Annotated in this window: 16 protein-coding genes; 11 read left to right on the top strand and 5 right to left on the bottom strand. The window is 60.6% G+C overall.

Annotated elements, in window-relative coordinates; genetic code table 11:
* Positions 1–15 precede the first annotated feature (15 nt).
* Both xdhC and guaD read left to right on the top strand, forming a co-directional pair.
* Positions 16–861 carry a xanthine dehydrogenase accessory protein XdhC gene (xdhC, locus tag ACLEJW_RS13555; protein ID WP_440777725.1) on the top strand — a complete coding sequence of 282 codons (846 nt, stop codon included), beginning with the start codon at positions 16–18 and terminating at the stop codon, positions 859–861.
* A 10-nt stretch (positions 862–871) separates the two neighbouring features.
* Positions 872–2,176: a guanine deaminase gene (gene guaD, locus ACLEJW_RS13550; protein ID WP_313297279.1), complete on the top strand. Its 1,305-nt coding sequence runs from the start codon at positions 872–874 to the stop codon at positions 2,174–2,176.
* A gap of 60 nt (positions 2,177–2,236) precedes the next feature.
* Here the strand turns inward: guaD and ACLEJW_RS13545 are convergent, their stop codons facing one another.
* Positions 2,237–2,992, bottom strand: a complete 756-nt coding sequence (locus ACLEJW_RS13545) for a GntR family transcriptional regulator (RefSeq protein WP_313297282.1) — start codon at positions 2,990–2,992, stop codon at positions 2,237–2,239.
* A gap of 283 nt (positions 2,993–3,275) precedes the next feature.
* Here ACLEJW_RS13545 and ACLEJW_RS13540 point away from each other — a divergent pair, with 283 nt between their 5' ends.
* Positions 3,276–4,625: an NCS2 family permease gene (locus ACLEJW_RS13540; RefSeq protein ID WP_440777724.1), complete on the top strand. Its 1,350-nt coding sequence runs from the start codon at positions 3,276–3,278 to the stop codon at positions 4,623–4,625.
* A 67-nt stretch (positions 4,626–4,692) separates the two neighbouring features.
* Here ACLEJW_RS13540 and ACLEJW_RS13535 read toward each other — a convergent pair whose 3' ends face one another.
* Both ACLEJW_RS13535 and uraH read right to left on the bottom strand, forming a co-directional pair.
* On the bottom strand, positions 4,693–5,475 hold the full coding sequence (locus tag ACLEJW_RS13535; RefSeq protein ID WP_313458993.1) for an RHS repeat-associated core domain-containing protein: 783 nt from the start codon (positions 5,473–5,475) through the stop codon (positions 4,693–4,695).
* Between the two features lie 181 nt (positions 5,476–5,656).
* Positions 5,657–6,010 carry a hydroxyisourate hydrolase gene (gene uraH / locus ACLEJW_RS13530; RefSeq protein ID WP_145189167.1) on the bottom strand — a complete coding sequence of 118 codons (354 nt, stop codon included), beginning with the start codon at positions 6,008–6,010 and terminating at the stop codon, positions 5,657–5,659.
* Between the two features lie 388 nt (positions 6,011–6,398).
* On the opposite strand from uraH, the gene puuE reads away from it, so the two are divergent.
* The 7 genes from puuE to ACLEJW_RS13495 all read left to right on the top strand — a co-directional run bounded on the left by puuE (position 6,399) and on the right by ACLEJW_RS13495 (position 13,344).
* The gene (gene puuE, locus ACLEJW_RS13525; protein ID WP_145189170.1) at positions 6,399–7,325 is read left to right on the top strand and encodes an allantoinase PuuE; all 927 of its coding nucleotides are present in this window, start codon (positions 6,399–6,401) and stop codon (positions 7,323–7,325) included.
* A complete protein-coding gene (uraD, locus tag ACLEJW_RS13520) occupies positions 7,325–7,840 on the top strand; it encodes a 2-oxo-4-hydroxy-4-carboxy-5-ureidoimidazoline decarboxylase (RefSeq protein ID WP_145189173.1) in 516 nt (171 codons plus the stop codon). The genes puuE and uraD overlap by 1 nt, the downstream gene beginning before the upstream one ends.
* Before the next feature lie 50 nt (positions 7,841–7,890).
* Positions 7,891–8,394, top strand: a complete 504-nt coding sequence (locus ACLEJW_RS13515) for an ureidoglycolate lyase (RefSeq protein ID WP_133331566.1) — start codon at positions 7,891–7,893, stop codon at positions 8,392–8,394.
* 57 nt (positions 8,395–8,451) lie between these two features.
* Positions 8,452–9,780 (top strand): urate hydroxylase PuuD, encoded by a 1,329-nt coding sequence (locus tag ACLEJW_RS13510; protein WP_145189175.1) that lies wholly within the window; start codon positions 8,452–8,454, stop codon positions 9,778–9,780.
* 147 nt (positions 9,781–9,927) lie between these two features.
* On the top strand, positions 9,928–11,283 hold the full coding sequence (locus ACLEJW_RS13505) for a nucleobase:cation symporter-2 family protein (protein WP_145189178.1): 1,356 nt from the start codon (positions 9,928–9,930) through the stop codon (positions 11,281–11,283).
* 139 nt (positions 11,284–11,422) lie between these two features.
* Positions 11,423–12,208, top strand: coding sequence for an outer membrane protein OmpK (locus ACLEJW_RS13500; RefSeq protein ID WP_440777723.1), 786 nt, complete (start codon positions 11,423–11,425; stop codon positions 12,206–12,208).
* A 353-nt stretch (positions 12,209–12,561) separates the two neighbouring features.
* Positions 12,562–13,344, top strand: coding sequence for an outer membrane protein OmpK (locus ACLEJW_RS13495; RefSeq protein WP_145189184.1), 783 nt, complete (start codon positions 12,562–12,564; stop codon positions 13,342–13,344).
* Between the two features lie 60 nt (positions 13,345–13,404).
* Here the strand turns inward: ACLEJW_RS13495 and ACLEJW_RS13490 are convergent, their stop codons facing one another.
* Entirely contained in the window at positions 13,405–14,325 is a 921-nt protein-coding gene (locus ACLEJW_RS13490) for a DUF808 domain-containing protein (protein WP_440777722.1), read from the bottom strand.
* 148 nt (positions 14,326–14,473) lie between these two features.
* Here ACLEJW_RS13490 and ACLEJW_RS13485 point away from each other — a divergent pair, with 148 nt between their 5' ends.
* On the top strand, positions 14,474–15,085 hold the full coding sequence (locus ACLEJW_RS13485) for a TetR/AcrR family transcriptional regulator (protein ID WP_145189190.1): 612 nt from the start codon (positions 14,474–14,476) through the stop codon (positions 15,083–15,085).
* Between the two features lie 82 nt (positions 15,086–15,167).
* Here the strand turns inward: ACLEJW_RS13485 and ACLEJW_RS13480 are convergent, their stop codons facing one another.
* Positions 15,168–15,608, bottom strand: coding sequence for a GlcG/HbpS family heme-binding protein (locus ACLEJW_RS13480; protein WP_145189193.1), 441 nt, complete (start codon positions 15,606–15,608; stop codon positions 15,168–15,170).
* Between the last annotated feature and the right edge of the window lie 157 nt (positions 15,609–15,765).

Genomic DNA, 15,765 nt, shown 5'->3' with positions numbered 1-15,765 from the left:
AAGAGGATCTGAATCATGCACCAATGGATCAACGCCCTTGCCGATCACCAGAGCCGTGGCCAGGCCTGCGTGCTGGTGACCATCATCGAGGAGCGCGGTTCTACGCCGCGCAATGCCGGCTCGAAGATGGTCGTTAGCCAAGCGGGCCTGTTCGACACCATCGGCGGTGGGCACCTGGAGTACAAGGCGCTGCATATCGCCCGGCAGATGCTCGAAGAGCAGCGCACCACGCCGCACCTGGAGCGCTTCAGCCTGGGCGCAAGCCTGGGACAGTGCTGCGGTGGCGCCACTGTGCTGCTGTTCGAGCCGATGCCCGCGGTGCAGGCGCAGATCGCCGTATTCGGCGCAGGCCATGTCGGCCGGGCTCTGGTACCCTTGCTCTCCGCGCTGCCCTGCAGGGTGCGCTGGATCGATTCGCGCGAGCAGGAATTCCCCGAAGCGATGCCCAACGGGGTGACCAAAGTGCTCAGCGAAGAGCCGGTCGATGAAGTCGATGGGCTGCCTGCCGGCAGCTATTGCATCGTCATGACCCACAATCATCAGCTCGACCTGGAACTGACCGCCGCCATCCTCAAACGCAACGATTTCACCTGGTTCGGCCTGATCGGCTCGAAGACCAAGCGAGTCAAGTTCGAGCATCGCCTGCGCGAACGCGGCTACGACGACGCCGTACTGGCGCGCATGCGTTGCCCCATGGGCTTGCCCGAGGTCAAGGGCAAGCTGCCGATCGAGATCGCCGTGTCCATCGCAGGCGAAATCATTGCCACCTACAACGCCTGCTTCGGCCAGCATGACGCTGCTGCCAATGCCGGCCCCATCGCCCAATTGCTGCCGCCCTCGCGGCGCAGCCAAGCCATTTGACGAGTGTGTTATGACCCTTACCCGCAAAGCCTACCGTGCCGCCATCCTGCACAGCATCGCCGACCCGGCCGAGGTCGGCCTGGACGCCTCCCACGAATACTTCGAAGACGGCCTGCTGGTGATCGACGATGGCCGCATCAGCGCCGTGGGCCATGCCAGCGAGCTGCTGCCCAGCCTGCCCGCCGATATCGAGGTGGTGCATTACCAGGATGCGCTGATTACCCCGGGCTTCATCGATACCCACATCCACTTCCCGCAGACCGGCATGATCGGCTCGTATGGCGAGCAACTGCTGGATTGGCTCAACACCTACACCTTCCCCTGCGAAAAGCAGTTCGCCGACAAGGCGCATGCCGACAAGGTGGCGAAGATCTTCGTCAACGAACTGCTGCGCAATGGCACCACCACTGCCTTGGTGTTCGGCAGCGTGCACCCCGAATCGGTCAACGCCCTGTTCGAGGAGGCCGAACGCCTGGACCTGCGCATGATCGCCGGCAAGGTGATGATGGACCGAAACGCGCCCGACTACCTGACCGACACCGCCGAAAGCAGCTATAGCCAGAGCAAGGCGTTGATCGAGCGCTGGCACGGCAAGGGCCGCCTGCACTACGCCGTTACCCCGCGCTTCGCGCCGACCAGCACCCCCGAACAGCTGTCGGTGGCAGGTCAGCTGCTCAAGGAGCACCCAGGCGTGTACCTGCACACGCACCTGTCGGAAAACCTCAAGGAAATCGACTGGGTCAAGGAGCTCTTTCCCGAGCAGAACGGCTATCTGGATGTGTACGATCATTTCGAGCTGCTCGGCGAGCGCTCGGTGTTCGCCCATGGCGTGCACCTGTGCGATGCCGAATGCCAGCGCCTGGCCGACACCGGCTCGGCGATTGCCTTCTGCCCGACCTCCAACCTGTTCCTGGGCAGCGGCCTGTTCAACCTGCCGCAGGCAGAACGCTTCAAGGTCAATGTCGGCCTGGGCACCGACGTGGGGGCCGGCACCAGCTTCTCGCTGCTCAGCACCTTGAACGAAGCCTACAAGGTGATGCAGCTGCAAGGCGCCCGCCTGCACCCCTACAAATCGCTGTACCTGGCCACCCTTGGCGGCGCGCGGGCCTTGCGCCTGGACGATCGCATCGGCAGCCTGCGCCCAGGCAATGATGCCGACTTCGTGGTACTCGACTACAAGGCCACGCCGTTACTGGACTACCGCATCGAGCAGTCCCAGAGCATCGAGGAAACCTTGTTCGTGCTGACCACCCTGGGGGATGACCGTACCGTGCGCGAAACCTACGCCGCCGGGCGCTGCGTGCATCAGCGCTGACTTGGCGAAAAGGGCCGCTGATCAGCGGCCCCTACGCACAGAGAGAAGCTCGGCGAACCTTCAGCCCTTGGCCGAGACCTTGGGGCGCTTGAGCAGGTGAGAGAACACCGCATGCAGATCGTCCGAGGCGCTTTCCTCGTCCAGGTTGAGCTTGCTGTCGATGTGGTCCATGTGATGCATCATCAGGCTTACCGCCTGCTCGGCATCGCGCGCCTCGATGGCATCGATCAGTTGCATGTGCTCATCGTACGAGCAATGCGAACGGTTGCCGCTTTCATACTGGGCGATGATCAGCGAAGTCTGCGAAACCAGGCTGCGCTGGAAGCTGACCAACGGCGCGTTACCGGCAGCCTCGGCGAGCTTGAGGTGAAACTCGCCGGAAAGACGAATGCCGGCACCCCGGTCACCGCGCGAAAAGCTGTCGCGCTCTTCGCGCACCATGTGGCGCAACTCACCGAGCTGCTCGGCGGTAGCGTGCTGCACGGCAAGCTCGGTGATGGCCCGCTCGACCATGCGCCGCGAGAAGAACACCTGGCGCGCCTCCTCCACGGTAGGGCTAGCCACCACCGCACCGCGGTTGGGTCGCAGCAGCACCACGCTTTCATGGGCCAGGCGCGACAGGGCACGGCGGATGATGGTGCGGCTGACGCCGAAGATCTCGCCCAGCGCTTCCTCGCTCAACTTGGTGCCCGGCGCCAGACGCTGCTCGAGGATGGCCTCGAAGATGTGCGCATAGACGATGTCGTCCTGGGTACCACTGCGACCGGCCTTGCCAGTGCGCGCAGTTTTTTTCAGAGGTTGCAGCTGTTCGTTCATGGGCTCTCGAAGCACGAAGAGAAAGTATGGCGCCATTGTACACAGGCTGACGCGTTTGAGCAGGTACGCTTTCACCTATATAGCCGTTGTACGACACATTGCGCGCACAAAACATAAAACATTATTTGCATTCTTTGTACACAAAAGCATAATCCAACCAGCAACATCTTGACCTATGAGTCAACAAATCGGTCAGACGTCTGCCTTCCCTCGTGGAGCCGCCAAGTGCATCGCTCAGGATCTGGCTCCAACAACAACAAGAAAGACTTGAGGAGTACTTGCTGTGGAAACCCGCAAATCCGAAGCCCCTACGCTGGATCTTGCCCCGCCACCGGATACCGGTTGGCTGGAGCGGATTTTCAAACTCAAGCAACATGGCAGCACCGTCAAAACCGAAATGATCGCCGGGGTGACCACCTTCATCACCATGGCCTACATCATCTTCGTCAACCCCAACATCATGGCTGATGCCGGCATCGACCACGGCGCCGCCTTCGTCGCCACCTGCATCGCCGCTGCGCTGGGCTGCCTGTTGATGGGCCTCTACGCTAACTGGCCGGTGGGCCTGGCTCCAGGCATGGGGCTCAACGCCTTCTTTACCTACACCGTGGTCGGCACCATGGGCTACAACTGGGAAACGGCGCTGGGGGCGGTGTTCGTCTCAGGCGTGCTGTTCATGTTCCTGACCCTGTCGAAAGTGCGCGAGTGGTTGCTCAACAGCATCCCGGTCAGCCTGCGCCATGCCATGGGGGCTGGCGTCGGATTGTTCCTCGGGCTGATCGGCCTGAAGACCGCCGGCATCATCGTCGACAGCCCCGCTACCCTGATCAAGCTGGGCTCGTTGCACGAGCCAGGGCCATTGCTGGCTGCGGTATGTTTCCTGCTGATCGCCATTCTCAGCTACAAGCGCGTGTTCGGCGCCATCCTGATCAGCATCATCGGCGTCACCCTGGCCGGCTGGGGGCTGGACCTGGTGCAGTTCGGTGGCGTGATGTCGATGCCACCCAGCCTGGCCCCGACGTGGATGGCCATGGACGTGGCCGGCGTGTTCAATGTCAGCATGATCAGCGTGGTGCTGGCGTTCCTGTTCGTGCACATGTTCGATACCGCCGGCACGCTGATGGGCGTGGCGCAGCGCGCCAACCTGGTAGCGCCGGACGGCCGTATCGAAAACCTGTCGCGGGCGTTGAAGGCCGACAGCGCTTCAAGTGTGTTCGGCGCGGTGGTCGGCGTGCCGCCGGTAACCAGCTATGTGGAAAGTGCTGCCGGTGTGGCTGCAGGTGGGCGTACTGGCCTGACGGCGGTGGTAGTCGGCCTTTTGTTCATCGCGGCAATGTTCTTCGCGCCGTTGGCAGGGATGATTCCGGCTTACGCAACTGCCGGCGCCCTGATCTATGTAGCGATGCTGATGATGGGCAGCATGGCGCACATTCATTGGGATGAAGCCACCGACAGCATCCCGGCGATCGTCACGGTGATCATGATGCCGCTGACCTTCTCGGTGGCTGATGGCATTGCACTGGGCTTCATCAGCTATGTGGCGTTGAAGGCGGGTACCGGCAAATACAAGGAAATCTCCGCCAGCCTGTGGGTGCTGTGCGCGATTTTCATTGCCAAATTTGTTTTCCTCTAATCAGGAGGCATTACAAAGGGCGCTTCGGCGCCCTTTGTGAAAAACTAGCAATTTCATCGATAGCTTCTCAGGGCGTAAGATAGAAGTCACTACGCACGAGCTCTACTTCGACTCCGAGCTCATTCAGGTGTTGCTTCACAGGGTAGAGAGTCTCGAACCGCGGCTGAAAGTGACCAGAGTAGTTAGTTAAAGTAATGTCACCTGCCCTGCCTTTGACGATGTAACCTGCGCCGATAGCTGTCTCGCCCAGACCTTTTTTACCAAAGCCAAGCCCCGAGTATTCACCAAGGCTGCCATGACTCGGCATTTTGTATTCATCCATGCCGCTGAACACTACGAGCTTGCGCTCGTTCGTATATACGAACTTGTGAAACTTCAACGGATTTAGCTGGGCGATTCCTTCTGAACTTTGTATGACGCGGTAGGTGATCTCGCCGGCATTCACTGCTCGCTTGGCATACATCATCTCACTCGCAAGATTCCAAGACTGGTTATTCGTCAGCTTTCCATCCTGCACAAGCGATTGGAAACGACTGACTGCCTGAGTCGCCAAGCGATTGGCTGCCTGAACTGCATTCTTGAATAAAGGCCATCTCCCACTGGGATCCTGTCCATTGACAGGGTCATTCAGGCAGTACGCATAGGCATTGATACCGCCTAAGAGAAAAGGGCTCAAGGCGTCAGGGCAGAGAAATCGCATCAAGCGGGGGTTATACAGACGGTGCCCGTTCCCCAGTCCATAGCACTCCAACGCAGCATGGTAATGCTGACCATTGAAGCCCAAGGCTGCGCCCGGCGTTGTTGGTGGTTTTCGGTATCCATAAGGCAAAAACACAGTTCTGATGCTCATCAGGCGCGCCTCTTAAGGTACGACACGAAGCGCGAGCATGCCGAACGAGCTGGTCATTAGCTACTGACAAAAATGTCAGTGACACACCTGCGTTCCCCATGCTTACTGAACGCCAGACGAAAAAAAGCCCGCCAGTGTGAGAGCGGGCCAAAGGACCTACGAAGATTCTTCTAGCGACCAACTAGCTTCCACGATAGGTCGAATAACTGTACGGCGAGATCAACAGTGGCACATGGTAGTGTTCCTGTTGTTGATCGATACCGAAACGCAGCACCACGACATCCAGAAATGCCTGGGCCGGCAATTGCACGCCACGGGCGCGGTAATAGTCGCCAGCGCTGAACTGCAGCTGGTAGACGCCGCTGCGGTAATCATCGCCCTGCAGCAGCGGCGCATCGACACGGCCATCGCTGTTGGTCAGGGCAGTGGTGACCAGCTCCAGTTGCTGGCCTTCGACGCGGTACAGCTCGACTTTGATCGAACTGCCTGGGCAGCCATGCGCGGCGTCCAGTACGTGTGTGGTCAAACGTCCCATCTGCTTGTCGCCTCTTGTTCACTCTATGGGCAAAAAATACACAGCTGGCGCCCCAGCGTGGGGCTCGCGTTGTGCGGGAATGCGGTCATTAAGACATTTCACTCGCAGATTGTACACAATTTTTTAATCCCTTCTGCGGCACCTCGTGCCCAATCATCGAAATCCTGCAGATAGGCGCCCAGCCGATGCTCGCGAGCCATTAACTGACCGAACGGGCAAGTTTCTTGCAGTGTCTGACGCATCGGTTTCTCAGGCGACCATACGGAAGAAATGCGGAAAAACAGGCTTACAAATGATTTCAGAAGTTGTATACAATCAGCCCATCCGGTGGTGCGACATCCCGACGCGGCCCGCCACCCCTGCACAACGCACAAGAAGGAAGACTGCAGTGAGCGCTGACTATCCTCGCGACCTGATCGGTTACGGCAACAACCCTCCTCACCCGCAATGGCCGGGCAACGCGCGTATCGCGCTGTCCTTCGTGCTCAATTACGAAGAAGGCGGTGAACGCAACATTCTTCACGGTGACAAGGAATCCGAAGCCTTCCTGTCGGAAATGGTAGCGGCCCAGCCGTTGCAGGGCGTACGCAACATGAGCATGGAGTCGCTCTACGAATACGGCAGCCGCGCCGGCGTCTGGCGCTTGCTGAAACTGTTCAAGGACAGCGGTGTACCGCTGACCATCTTCGCCGTGGCCATGGCCGCCCAGCGTCACCCGGACGTGATCCGCGCCATGGCCGAGGCCGGTCACGAGATCTGCAGCCACGGCTACCGCTGGATCGACTACCAGTACATGGACGAGGCCCAAGAGCGCGAGCACATGCTCGAAGCCATCCGCATCCTCACCGAGATTACCGGCGAGCGCCCAGTCGGCTGGTACACCGGCCGCACCGGCCCCAACACCCGCCGCCTGGTGATGGAGGAAGGTGGCTTCCTGTATGACAGCGACACCTATGACGACGACCTGCCCTACTGGGAGCCGAACAACGCCACCGGCAAGCCGCACCTGGTGATTCCCTACACCCTGGACACCAACGACATGCGCTTCACCCAGGTCCAGGGCTTCAACTGTGGCGAGCAGTTCTTCCAATACCTCAAGGACGCCTTCGACGTGCTCTACGAAGAAGGCGCCGAGGCACCGAAGATGCTCTCGATCGGCCTGCACTGCCGGCTGGTCGGTCGCCCTGCCCGCCTGGCTGCGCTCAAGCGCTTCGTCGACTACGCCAAGAGCCACGAGCAGGTCTGGTTCGCCCGTCGCGTGGACATCGCCCGCCACTGGCACGCCACCCACCCGTACAAGAAAGAGAACGCCTGATGACCGCTTTCAAGACCCTGACGCCTTCGACCCTGGACCGTGACACCTTCGTCAAGGCCTTCGCCGACATCTATGAACACTCGCCGTGGGTCGCCGAACGCGCCTATGACCTGGGCCAGCTGGCCGAACTGGACCAGATCGAAGCGCTGCACCAGCGCATGAGCGATATTCTGCTCAGCGCCACGCATGCCGAGCAGTTGGCGCTGATCAACGCCCACCCGGACTTGGCCGGCAAGGCCGCGGTACGCGGCGAGCTGACCGAATCGAGCACCAACGAGCAAGCCGGCGCCGGTATCCATCAATGCACCGCCGAAGAGTTCGCGCGCTTCACCGAACTCAACGAAGCGTACAAGGCCAAGTTCCAGTTCCCCTTCATCATGGCGGTCAAAGGCAGCAACCGGCATCAGATTCTCGCCGCCTTCGAGCAACGCATCCATAACGACACCGATGCCGAGTTCAAGGAAGCCTTGGCGCAGATCAACCTGATTGCGCTGTTCCGGCTGTTGCAGCTGTAAGCGACAACCGCACCTCATTCAGAACAACGATTAATAGAAGAGATATCCGCATGCGCACCCTGATGATCGAGCCCCTGACCAAAGAAGCCTTCGCCCCGTTCGGAGACGTGATCGAAACCGACGGCAGCGACCACTTCATGATCAACAACGGCTCGACCATGCGTTTTCACAAGCTCGCCACGGTCGAGACCGCCGAGCCTGAGGACAAGGCGATCATCAGCATCTTCCGCGCCGACGCGCTGGAGATGCCGCTGACCGTGCGCATGCTGGAACGCCATCCGCTGGGCAGCCAGGCTTTCATCCCGCTGCTCGGCAACCCCTTTCTGATCGTGGTCGCGCCCGTTGGCGATGCACCTGTATCAGGTCTGGTCCGTGCCTTCCGCAGTAATGGCAGGCAGGGCGTTAATTACCATCGCGGCGTTTGGCACCACCCGGTGCTGACGATCGAAAAGCGGGATGACTTCCTGGTGGTTGATCGCAGCGGTTCTGGCAACAACTGCGACGAGCATTACTTCACCGAGGAACAGATGCTGATCCTCAATCCCCACCAATAAGAAAAGGTCGATCATCCCGGTGTCGAAGCCGGGCGGTGATCGGCAGAGGTACATACTGTGGAAGCACACCTTCACGAATGGCTGAACCTGAGCATTCGCTGGGTTCACATGATCACCGGTGTCGCCTGGATCGGTGCATCGTTCTACTTCGTCTGGCTGGAGAACCACCTGAATCGAAGCAATCCGCGCGATGGGTTGTCAGGTGACCTCTGGGCCATTCACGGCGGTGGTATCTACCACCTGGAGAAATACAAGCTCGCCCCACCGAAAATGCCGGAGAACCTGCACTGGTTCAAATGGGAAGCGTATTTCACCTGGATGTCCGGTATCGCCCTGCTGTGCGTGGTGTTCTACTGGAACCCAACGCTGTACCTGCTGGCACCTGGCAGCACCTTGACCGGTGCCGAGGGCGTGGCCATCGGTATCGGCTCGCTGGTGGCCGGCTGGTTCATCTACGACTTCCTGTGCGACTCGCCACTGGGCAAGCACCCGGCCCTGCTCGGTGCAGTGCTGTTCGTGCTGATCATCGCGGCGTGCTTCGGCTTCAGCCAAGTGTTCAGCGGCCGCGGCGCGTACCTGCATACCGGCGCGATCATCGGCACCATCATGGTCGGCAACGTGTTCCGCATCATCATGCCGGCCCAGCGCCAGCTGGTGGCGGCGATCGAGAACAACCAGACGCCTGACCCGGTACTGCCGGCCAAGGGCCTGCTGCGCTCGCGCCACAACAACTATTTCACCTTGCCGGTGCTGTTCATCATGATCAGCAACCACTTCCCGAGCACCTACGGTAGCCAGTACAACTGGCTGATCCTGGCCGGCATTGCAGTCGCAGCGGTGTTGATCCGCCATTACTTCAACACCCGCCACGACAGCAACAAGTACGCCTGGACCCTGCCGGTCGGCGCACTGGCGATGATCTGCCTGGCCTACGTCACCGGTCCCAAGCCGATGGCGACCAGCCCTGAGCAAGCCGCAGCGCAGGTCGAATACCAGCCACTGCCGGCAACCGCAGTCGGTGGCAAGACCGCCGCCGAGCATCGCGCCGAGCAAGCCGCACAGGCCGCCCAGGCACCTGCCGAGCCTGCACAAGCGCCAGCCCAGGCCTCGGCCCAGGCCGGTGGTGACAGCTTCGAGAAGATTCACAGCGTCATCCAGGAACGCTGCACCGTGTGCCATTCGTCCAAGCCGACCAGCCCACTGTTCAGCGCAGCGCCAGCCGGCGTGATGTTCGACACCCCGCAGCAGATCCAGGCCCAGGCCGCGCGCATTCAGGCGCAAGCGGTCGCCAGCCAGATCATGCCACTGGGCAACATCACGCAGATGACCGCCGAGGAGCGCAAGCTGGTCGGTGACTGGATCGCCAAAGGCGCCCAGGTCAACTGATCGAACTGCAAGCCTCTAGCTGTACGTAGTAGGAAGCAAGCATCGAGTGTCAGGCTCCAACGCGGGAACCACAGGCTTTTTCTTGAAGCTTGCCGCTTGGAGCTTGTCGCTTGGATCCGAGAATAAAAACAAAACTCGAGGTGCTGCATGTCCGAGTCCCGCAAGGCGTACATCCCAGTTGCGCCGCCGCGACAGCCTTTGCCCCTGTTCCAACTGTTCCTGGTTGGCCTGCAACACGTGTTGCTGATGTACGGAGGCGCGATTGCGGTGCCTCTGATCATCGGCCAGGCCGCCGGTCTGTCCCGTGAGGAAGTCGCCTTTCTGATCAACGCCGACCTGCTGGTCGCCGGCGTCGCCACCATCGTGCAATCGTTCGGCATCGGCCCGGTCGGGATCCGCATGCCGGTGATGATGGGTGCCAGCTTCGCTGCCGTCGGCAGCATGGTGGCCATGGCCGGCATGCCCGGCGTGGGTCTGCAAGGCATCTTCGGTGCAACCATCGCTGCCGGTTTCTTCGGCATGTTGATCGCGCCGTTCATGTCCAAGGTAGTGCGCTTCTTCCCCCCACTGGTCACCGGTACGGTGATCACCTCCATTGGCCTGTCGCTGTTCCCCGTGGCCGTCAACTGGGCCGGGGGCGGTCAGGAAGCCACCACCTTCGGTTCGCCCATCTATCTGCTGGTCGCAGGCCTGGTGTTGGCGGTGATCCTGCTGATCAACCGCTTCATGCGTGGCTTCTGGGTCAACGTGTCCGTGCTGGTGGGCATGGGCCTGGGCTACATCCTGGCGGGCTCGATCGGCATGGTCGACCTGTCGGGCTTGAGCGAAGCGCCGTGGCTGCAAGTGGTGACGCCCCTGCACTTCGGCATGCCGACCTTCAGCCTGGCCCCGATCCTGTCGATGTGCCTGGTGGTGGTGATCATCTTCGTCGAGTCCACCGGGATGTTCCTGGCCCTGGGCAAGGTCACCGAGCGTGAAGTCACCCCGGGGATGCTGCGTCGCGGCTTGCTGTGCGACGCTGGGGCATCGTTCGTCGCTGGGTTCTTCAACACCTTCACCCACTCCTCGTTCGCCCAGAACATCGGCCTGGTGCAGATGACCGGCGTGCGCTGCCGCTATGTCACGGTCACGGCCGGAGCGCTGCTGATTCTGCTCAGCCTGCTGCCCAAGGCGGCCTACCTGATCGCCTCGATTCCCCCTGCAGTGCTGGGCGGCGCGTCGATTGCCATGTTCGGCATGGTTACCGCCACCGGGATCAAGATTCTTCAGGAAGCTGACATCGGCGATCGTCGCAACCAGCTGTTGGTGGCGGTGAGCGTGGGCTTCGGCCTGATTCCCGTGGTGCGGCCGGAGTTCTTCGCACAGATGCCACAGTGGATGGAGCCAATCACCCACAGCGGTATCGCCATGGCCACGGTCAGTGCCCTGGTACTGAACGTGCTGTTCAACATCCTCGGTGGCGCCGAGCGCGCCGTGCACAACGACGCCTGCCACCAGCACTGAGCCAAGCGGGGCGGCGCAACTTGCCGCCCCTCGTCTTTCGCCTTCAACGCTTCACCGTCGGCCCGCCGGAATGGGCCGCTCGGGGCGCCTGCGCGCCAAAAAAACCGCCAACAAAAACAATAAGTCCGGGAAGCACACCATGAAGCGCATCACCCCGTCTCTGCTATTGGGCAGCAGCCTGCTGGCCACCCTCCCCGCGCATGCCGACGACTGGCTGCAATGGCACGGCGAGAGCCTGACCTACTTGTATGGCAAGGATTTCAAGGTCAACCCGAGCATCCAGCAGACCGTCACGTTCGAGCATGCCAACAAGTGGAAGTACGGCGACACCTTCCTGTTCGTCGACAAGATTTTCTACAACGGCAAGGCCGACGCCAGCAAAGGCGTGACCACCTACTACGGCGAATTCAGTCCGCGCTTGTCGCTGGGCAAGATCTTCGACCGCAAGTTGGCCTTCGGGCCGATCAAGGACGTGTTGCTGGCCATGACCTACGAGCGTGGCGAGGGCGATAACGAGGCCTACCTGATTGGTCCGGGCTTCGACCTGGCGGTGCCGGGCTTCAACTACTTCACCCTGAACTTCTATGTGCGCAACACCGAGGGCAGCCGCCCGGGCGACAATGTCTGGCAGATCACTCCGGCCTGGTCGTACACCATCCCGGTCGGCAAGTCGGACATTCTGTTCGACGGCTACATGGACTGGGTCACCGACAACGACCAGACCCGCCGCGGCACCTATCACGCCAACCTGCACTTCAATCCCCAGGTCAAGTACGACCTGGGCAAGACCCTGAACCTGGGGGTCAAACAGCTCTACGTCGGCTTCGAATACAGCTACTGGAAAGACAAGTACGGCATCGACAGCCGCGGCAATCTGGACAGCAACCAGAGTGTCGCCAGCGCGCTGATCAAGGTACATTTCTGAAAACCTGACCACGTGCCCAGCTTTGAATCACCGTGCGCCAGGAAGGAGCACTTGAGGCGCGGCGCGCAAGCCAGTAATCTGCGCGCCCCCTCGATCAGGGCAGGAAGGATTCTGCCCGCGTTTACTGACCGCTCAGTCAATGAATTCGGGCGGTTGGCCAACGTGTTGCCAGCCTGAAATACCCATTTTCATCCGTTGTGAACGAGTCGAGCAGGAAGGTTGTGGCTAACCCGGAAAGTTGGCGCAGCGCTTGCCAAACAGCTGTGGCCAATCGAAAAAAGCTGACTCAAAAGACAAAAAAGGCGCCAACACCGAGCGCTGACAACAGATCCACCAAGGGAGCGACACTCGCAATGCGTACCATCAATAGCCTGATTCTCGCGGGCGGCCTGCTGGCCTGCGGCACTACTTTCGCCGATGACCTGCTGCAGTGGCAGAGCAACAGCCTGACTTACCTGTGGGGCAAGAATTTCAAGGTCAACCCAGCGATTCAGCAAACCCTGACCTTCGAACACGCCGACGGCTGGAAGTACGGCGATAACTTCATCTTCGTCGACAAGATCTTCTACCAGGGGCAGAAAGACGCCGGTAACGGGCCGAACACCTACTACGGCGAGATCAGCCCGCGGCTGTCGTTCAACAAGATCTTCGACCAGAAACTGGAATTCGGCCCGGTCAAGGACGTGTTGCTGGCCATGACCTACGAGTTCGGCGAGGGTGACACCGAGGCCTACCTGATCGGCCCAGGCTTCGACCTGGCGATTCCAGGCTTCGATTACTTCCAGCTCAATTTCTACAACCGTACCACTGACGGCAGCCGCGCCGGCGACAACGTGTGGCAGATCACCCCGGTGTGGGCCTACACCATCCCCGTGGGCGATTCCGACGTGCTGATCGACGGCTTCATGGATTGGGTAGTGGACAACGACGAGAACCGTCGCGGCACCTACCACGCCAACCTGCACTTCAACCCGCAGATCAAGTACGACCTGGGCAAGGCTTTGCACCTGGGCGAAAAGCAGCTGTACGTCGGTGTCGAGTACGATTACTGGTCGAACAAGTATGGCATCAAGGACAGCGATGCCTTCACCACCGACCAGAACACCATGAGCTTCCTGGTCAAGGTGCACTTCTGACCTGAGCCAGACGCGCGCGCCCACCATCACGTGGGCGCGACGCCTATTCCGATGGCCGGGTCATCGCGCGACTCGACGGCGAACCTTCGAAACGCCACTGACCACCAGCGCGGTAAGCCATCCTGCCAGCGCCCCGACCACGCCAAAGGCCACCAGCTTGACCGCCGCGCTCCAGCCTCCAATCGCTGCTACCAGCGCCTCGACGGCGTGCTCGAGCGGGGCAATGCCTTCGGCGACGAACGTTCCGCCGACCAGGAACATGGCGACCGTGCCGATCCACGACAGCGCTTTCATCAGAAACGGTGCGGCCGAGACCAGCAGCTCGCCAGATGCCCTGAGCGCCCTGCCCCACACCCCTTGCGCCTTCGATTTGGCCAGCGCAAAGCCGGCGTCGTCCAGGCGCACGATGCCCGCGACCAAGCCGTAGACGCCGATGGTCATTACCACCGCAATCAAGGTCAGGGTCAAAATCTGCTGATACAGAGGCGCATCCGCGACAACGTTCAAGGTGATGACGATGATCTCTGCGCTGAGGATGAAGTCGGTCTTGATCGCACCTCTGATCTTGCGCTTTTCGTATTGGGCAAGTTCTTCTGCGGTCTTGGGGACGGCCTTTTTACCCTGCTCGGCAGAACCATGCCCTTTGCGGGAAAACTTGTCCTTGATCGCCTCGTAGCCTTCGTAGCACAGGTACAACCCGCCTGCCATGAGCAACCACTTGACTGCCGCAGGGAGCACGGCGCTGAGAATCAGCGCGCACGGCACCAGGATGGCCTTGTTCTTGAGCGAGCCCTTGAACACGGCCCAGACCACCGGCAGTTCGCGATCGGCTTTCATGCCGGTGACTTGCTCAGCGTTCACGGCCAGATCGTCGCTCAGGACGCTGGCCGATTTTTTCGCGGCGACCTTGCTCATCAGCGAGATGTCATCCAGCAGCGCCGCGATGTCATCGAGTAATGCAAAAAAGCTGCTGCCCGCCATGTCCGATTCTTCCTAAGTGAATACTTCGCTCTGAGGCACCAGACTGCCTGACTCACCCCCGGGTTCCCTGCCTTGAGCCGTCGTCGGGCACGGTGCTACCATGCCCGATCCCTCCGAGAGGCGGTCTAACACGAGGAAGAGCCCTGACATGAGCACCATTCGCGAGCGCAACAAGGAGCTGATCCTGCGCGCAGCCAGTGAAGAATTCGCCGACAAGGGCTTCGCCGCCACCAAGACCAGTGACATTGCCGCCAAGGCTGGGCTGCCCAAGCCGAACGTGTACTACTACTTCAAATCCAAGGACAACCTCTATCGCGAGGTCCTGGAAAGCATCATCGCACCCATCATGCAGGCGTCGACGCCGTTCAATGCCGACGGCGACCCCAAGCAGGTGCTCAGCGCCTACATTCGCTCGAAGATCCGCATTTCGCGTGACCTGCCCCATGCCTCAAAGGTGTTCGCCAGCGAAATCATGCACGGTGCGCCGCACCTCTCGGCCAACCAGGTGGAGCAATTGAACGAGCAGGCGCGGCACAACATCGAGTGCATTCAGCGCTGGATAGACCGCGGGCAGATCGCCCATGTCGATGCGCATCACCTGATGTTCAGCATCTGGGCGGCGACTCAGACGTATGCCGACTTCGATTGGCAGATCTCGGCGGTGACCGGCAAAGCCAAGCTCACCGACAGCGACTACGATGCAGCGGCGCAGACCATCATTCGCATGGTGCTCAAGGGCTGCGAGCCGGAAGTGGCCTGAATCAGTTTCGCCCAGACCTGCTCGCGGCCCTGGCAACGGCCTTGCCAGGAACCACGAGCAAACCTGGGCAGACAGGCAATGGCTAGGCTGCCACGCCCGCGTCGGCCTTCATTCCCGCCGCTTCGATCGCACTGATCGCGCATTGCTCATCGATATCCGAGGTATCGCCGCTGATACCGACCGCCCCCAGCACTTTACCCTCCTGATCGCGAATCAATACCCCACCTGGTGCCGGCACCACTGGCCGTTCACCTAGCCCGTTCAAGGCGGCGAAGAATGCAGGCCGTTGTTGCGCATCCAGCGCCAGCAGGCGCGAGCCTTTGCCGACGGCAATCGCACCCCAGGCTTTGCCAATGGCCACGTCCGGGCGAATCAGGCTGGCGCCGTCTTCGCGCTGCAGCGCCAACAGATGGCCGCCGGCGTCAAGCACGGCCACGGTCAATGGCGCGGCGTCGATCTTGCGCCCGGCAGCCAGCGCAGCATTCACCAGGCTGACCGCGATTTTCAGGTTTAAAGCGTTCATGACAGGTCCTCTTCTTGTTGTTGGAAGCCATAGGGCAAGTGAAAATCGGATAAGCCAATAGAACACAACTCGGTTGTTTTTTGTATACAATAAATTGAAACGATCGTATGCGATGGCGCAAACGATCATTTTCATGGGCGCTCGGCGCCAACGCACT

Source organism: Pseudomonas sp. SMSB3, assembly GCF_052041965.1.
In the GTDB taxonomy this organism is placed as follows: domain Bacteria; phylum Pseudomonadota; class Gammaproteobacteria; order Pseudomonadales; family Pseudomonadaceae; genus Aquipseudomonas.
The sequence above is the reverse complement of the archived record's forward strand: the minus strand, read 5'-3'. Positions and strand labels throughout refer to the sequence as shown.

Excerpts from the sequence above, each read along its gene's own strand:
- ACLEJW_RS13500 (WP_440777723.1), top strand. The coding sequence starts at position 11,423 with ATGAAGCGCATCACCCCGTCTCTGCTATTGGGCAGCAGCCTGCTGGCC.
- ACLEJW_RS13490 (WP_440777722.1), bottom strand. The coding sequence starts at position 14,325 with ATGGCGGGCAGCAGCTTTTTTGCATTACTCGATGACATCGCGGCGCTG.
- uraH (WP_145189167.1), bottom strand. The coding sequence starts at position 6,010 with ATGGGACGTTTGACCACACACGTACTGGACGCCGCGCATGGCTGCCCA.
- ACLEJW_RS13535 (WP_313458993.1), bottom strand. The coding sequence starts at position 5,475 with ATGAGCATCAGAACTGTGTTTTTGCCTTATGGATACCGAAAACCACCA.
- xdhC (WP_440777725.1), top strand. The coding sequence starts at position 16 with ATGCACCAATGGATCAACGCCCTTGCCGATCACCAGAGCCGTGGCCAG.
- ACLEJW_RS13480 (WP_145189193.1), bottom strand. The coding sequence starts at position 15,608 with ATGAACGCTTTAAACCTGAAAATCGCGGTCAGCCTGGTGAATGCTGCG.
- ACLEJW_RS13495 (WP_145189184.1), top strand. The coding sequence starts at position 12,562 with ATGCGTACCATCAATAGCCTGATTCTCGCGGGCGGCCTGCTGGCCTGC.
- uraD (WP_145189173.1), top strand. The coding sequence starts at position 7,325 with ATGACCGCTTTCAAGACCCTGACGCCTTCGACCCTGGACCGTGACACC.
- guaD (WP_313297279.1), top strand. The coding sequence starts at position 872 with ATGACCCTTACCCGCAAAGCCTACCGTGCCGCCATCCTGCACAGCATC.
- ACLEJW_RS13515 (WP_133331566.1), top strand. The coding sequence starts at position 7,891 with ATGCGCACCCTGATGATCGAGCCCCTGACCAAAGAAGCCTTCGCCCCG.
- ACLEJW_RS13485 (WP_145189190.1), top strand. The coding sequence starts at position 14,474 with ATGAGCACCATTCGCGAGCGCAACAAGGAGCTGATCCTGCGCGCAGCC.
- ACLEJW_RS13505 (WP_145189178.1), top strand. The coding sequence starts at position 9,928 with ATGTCCGAGTCCCGCAAGGCGTACATCCCAGTTGCGCCGCCGCGACAG.
- ACLEJW_RS13545 (WP_313297282.1), bottom strand. The coding sequence starts at position 2,992 with ATGAACGAACAGCTGCAACCTCTGAAAAAAACTGCGCGCACTGGCAAG.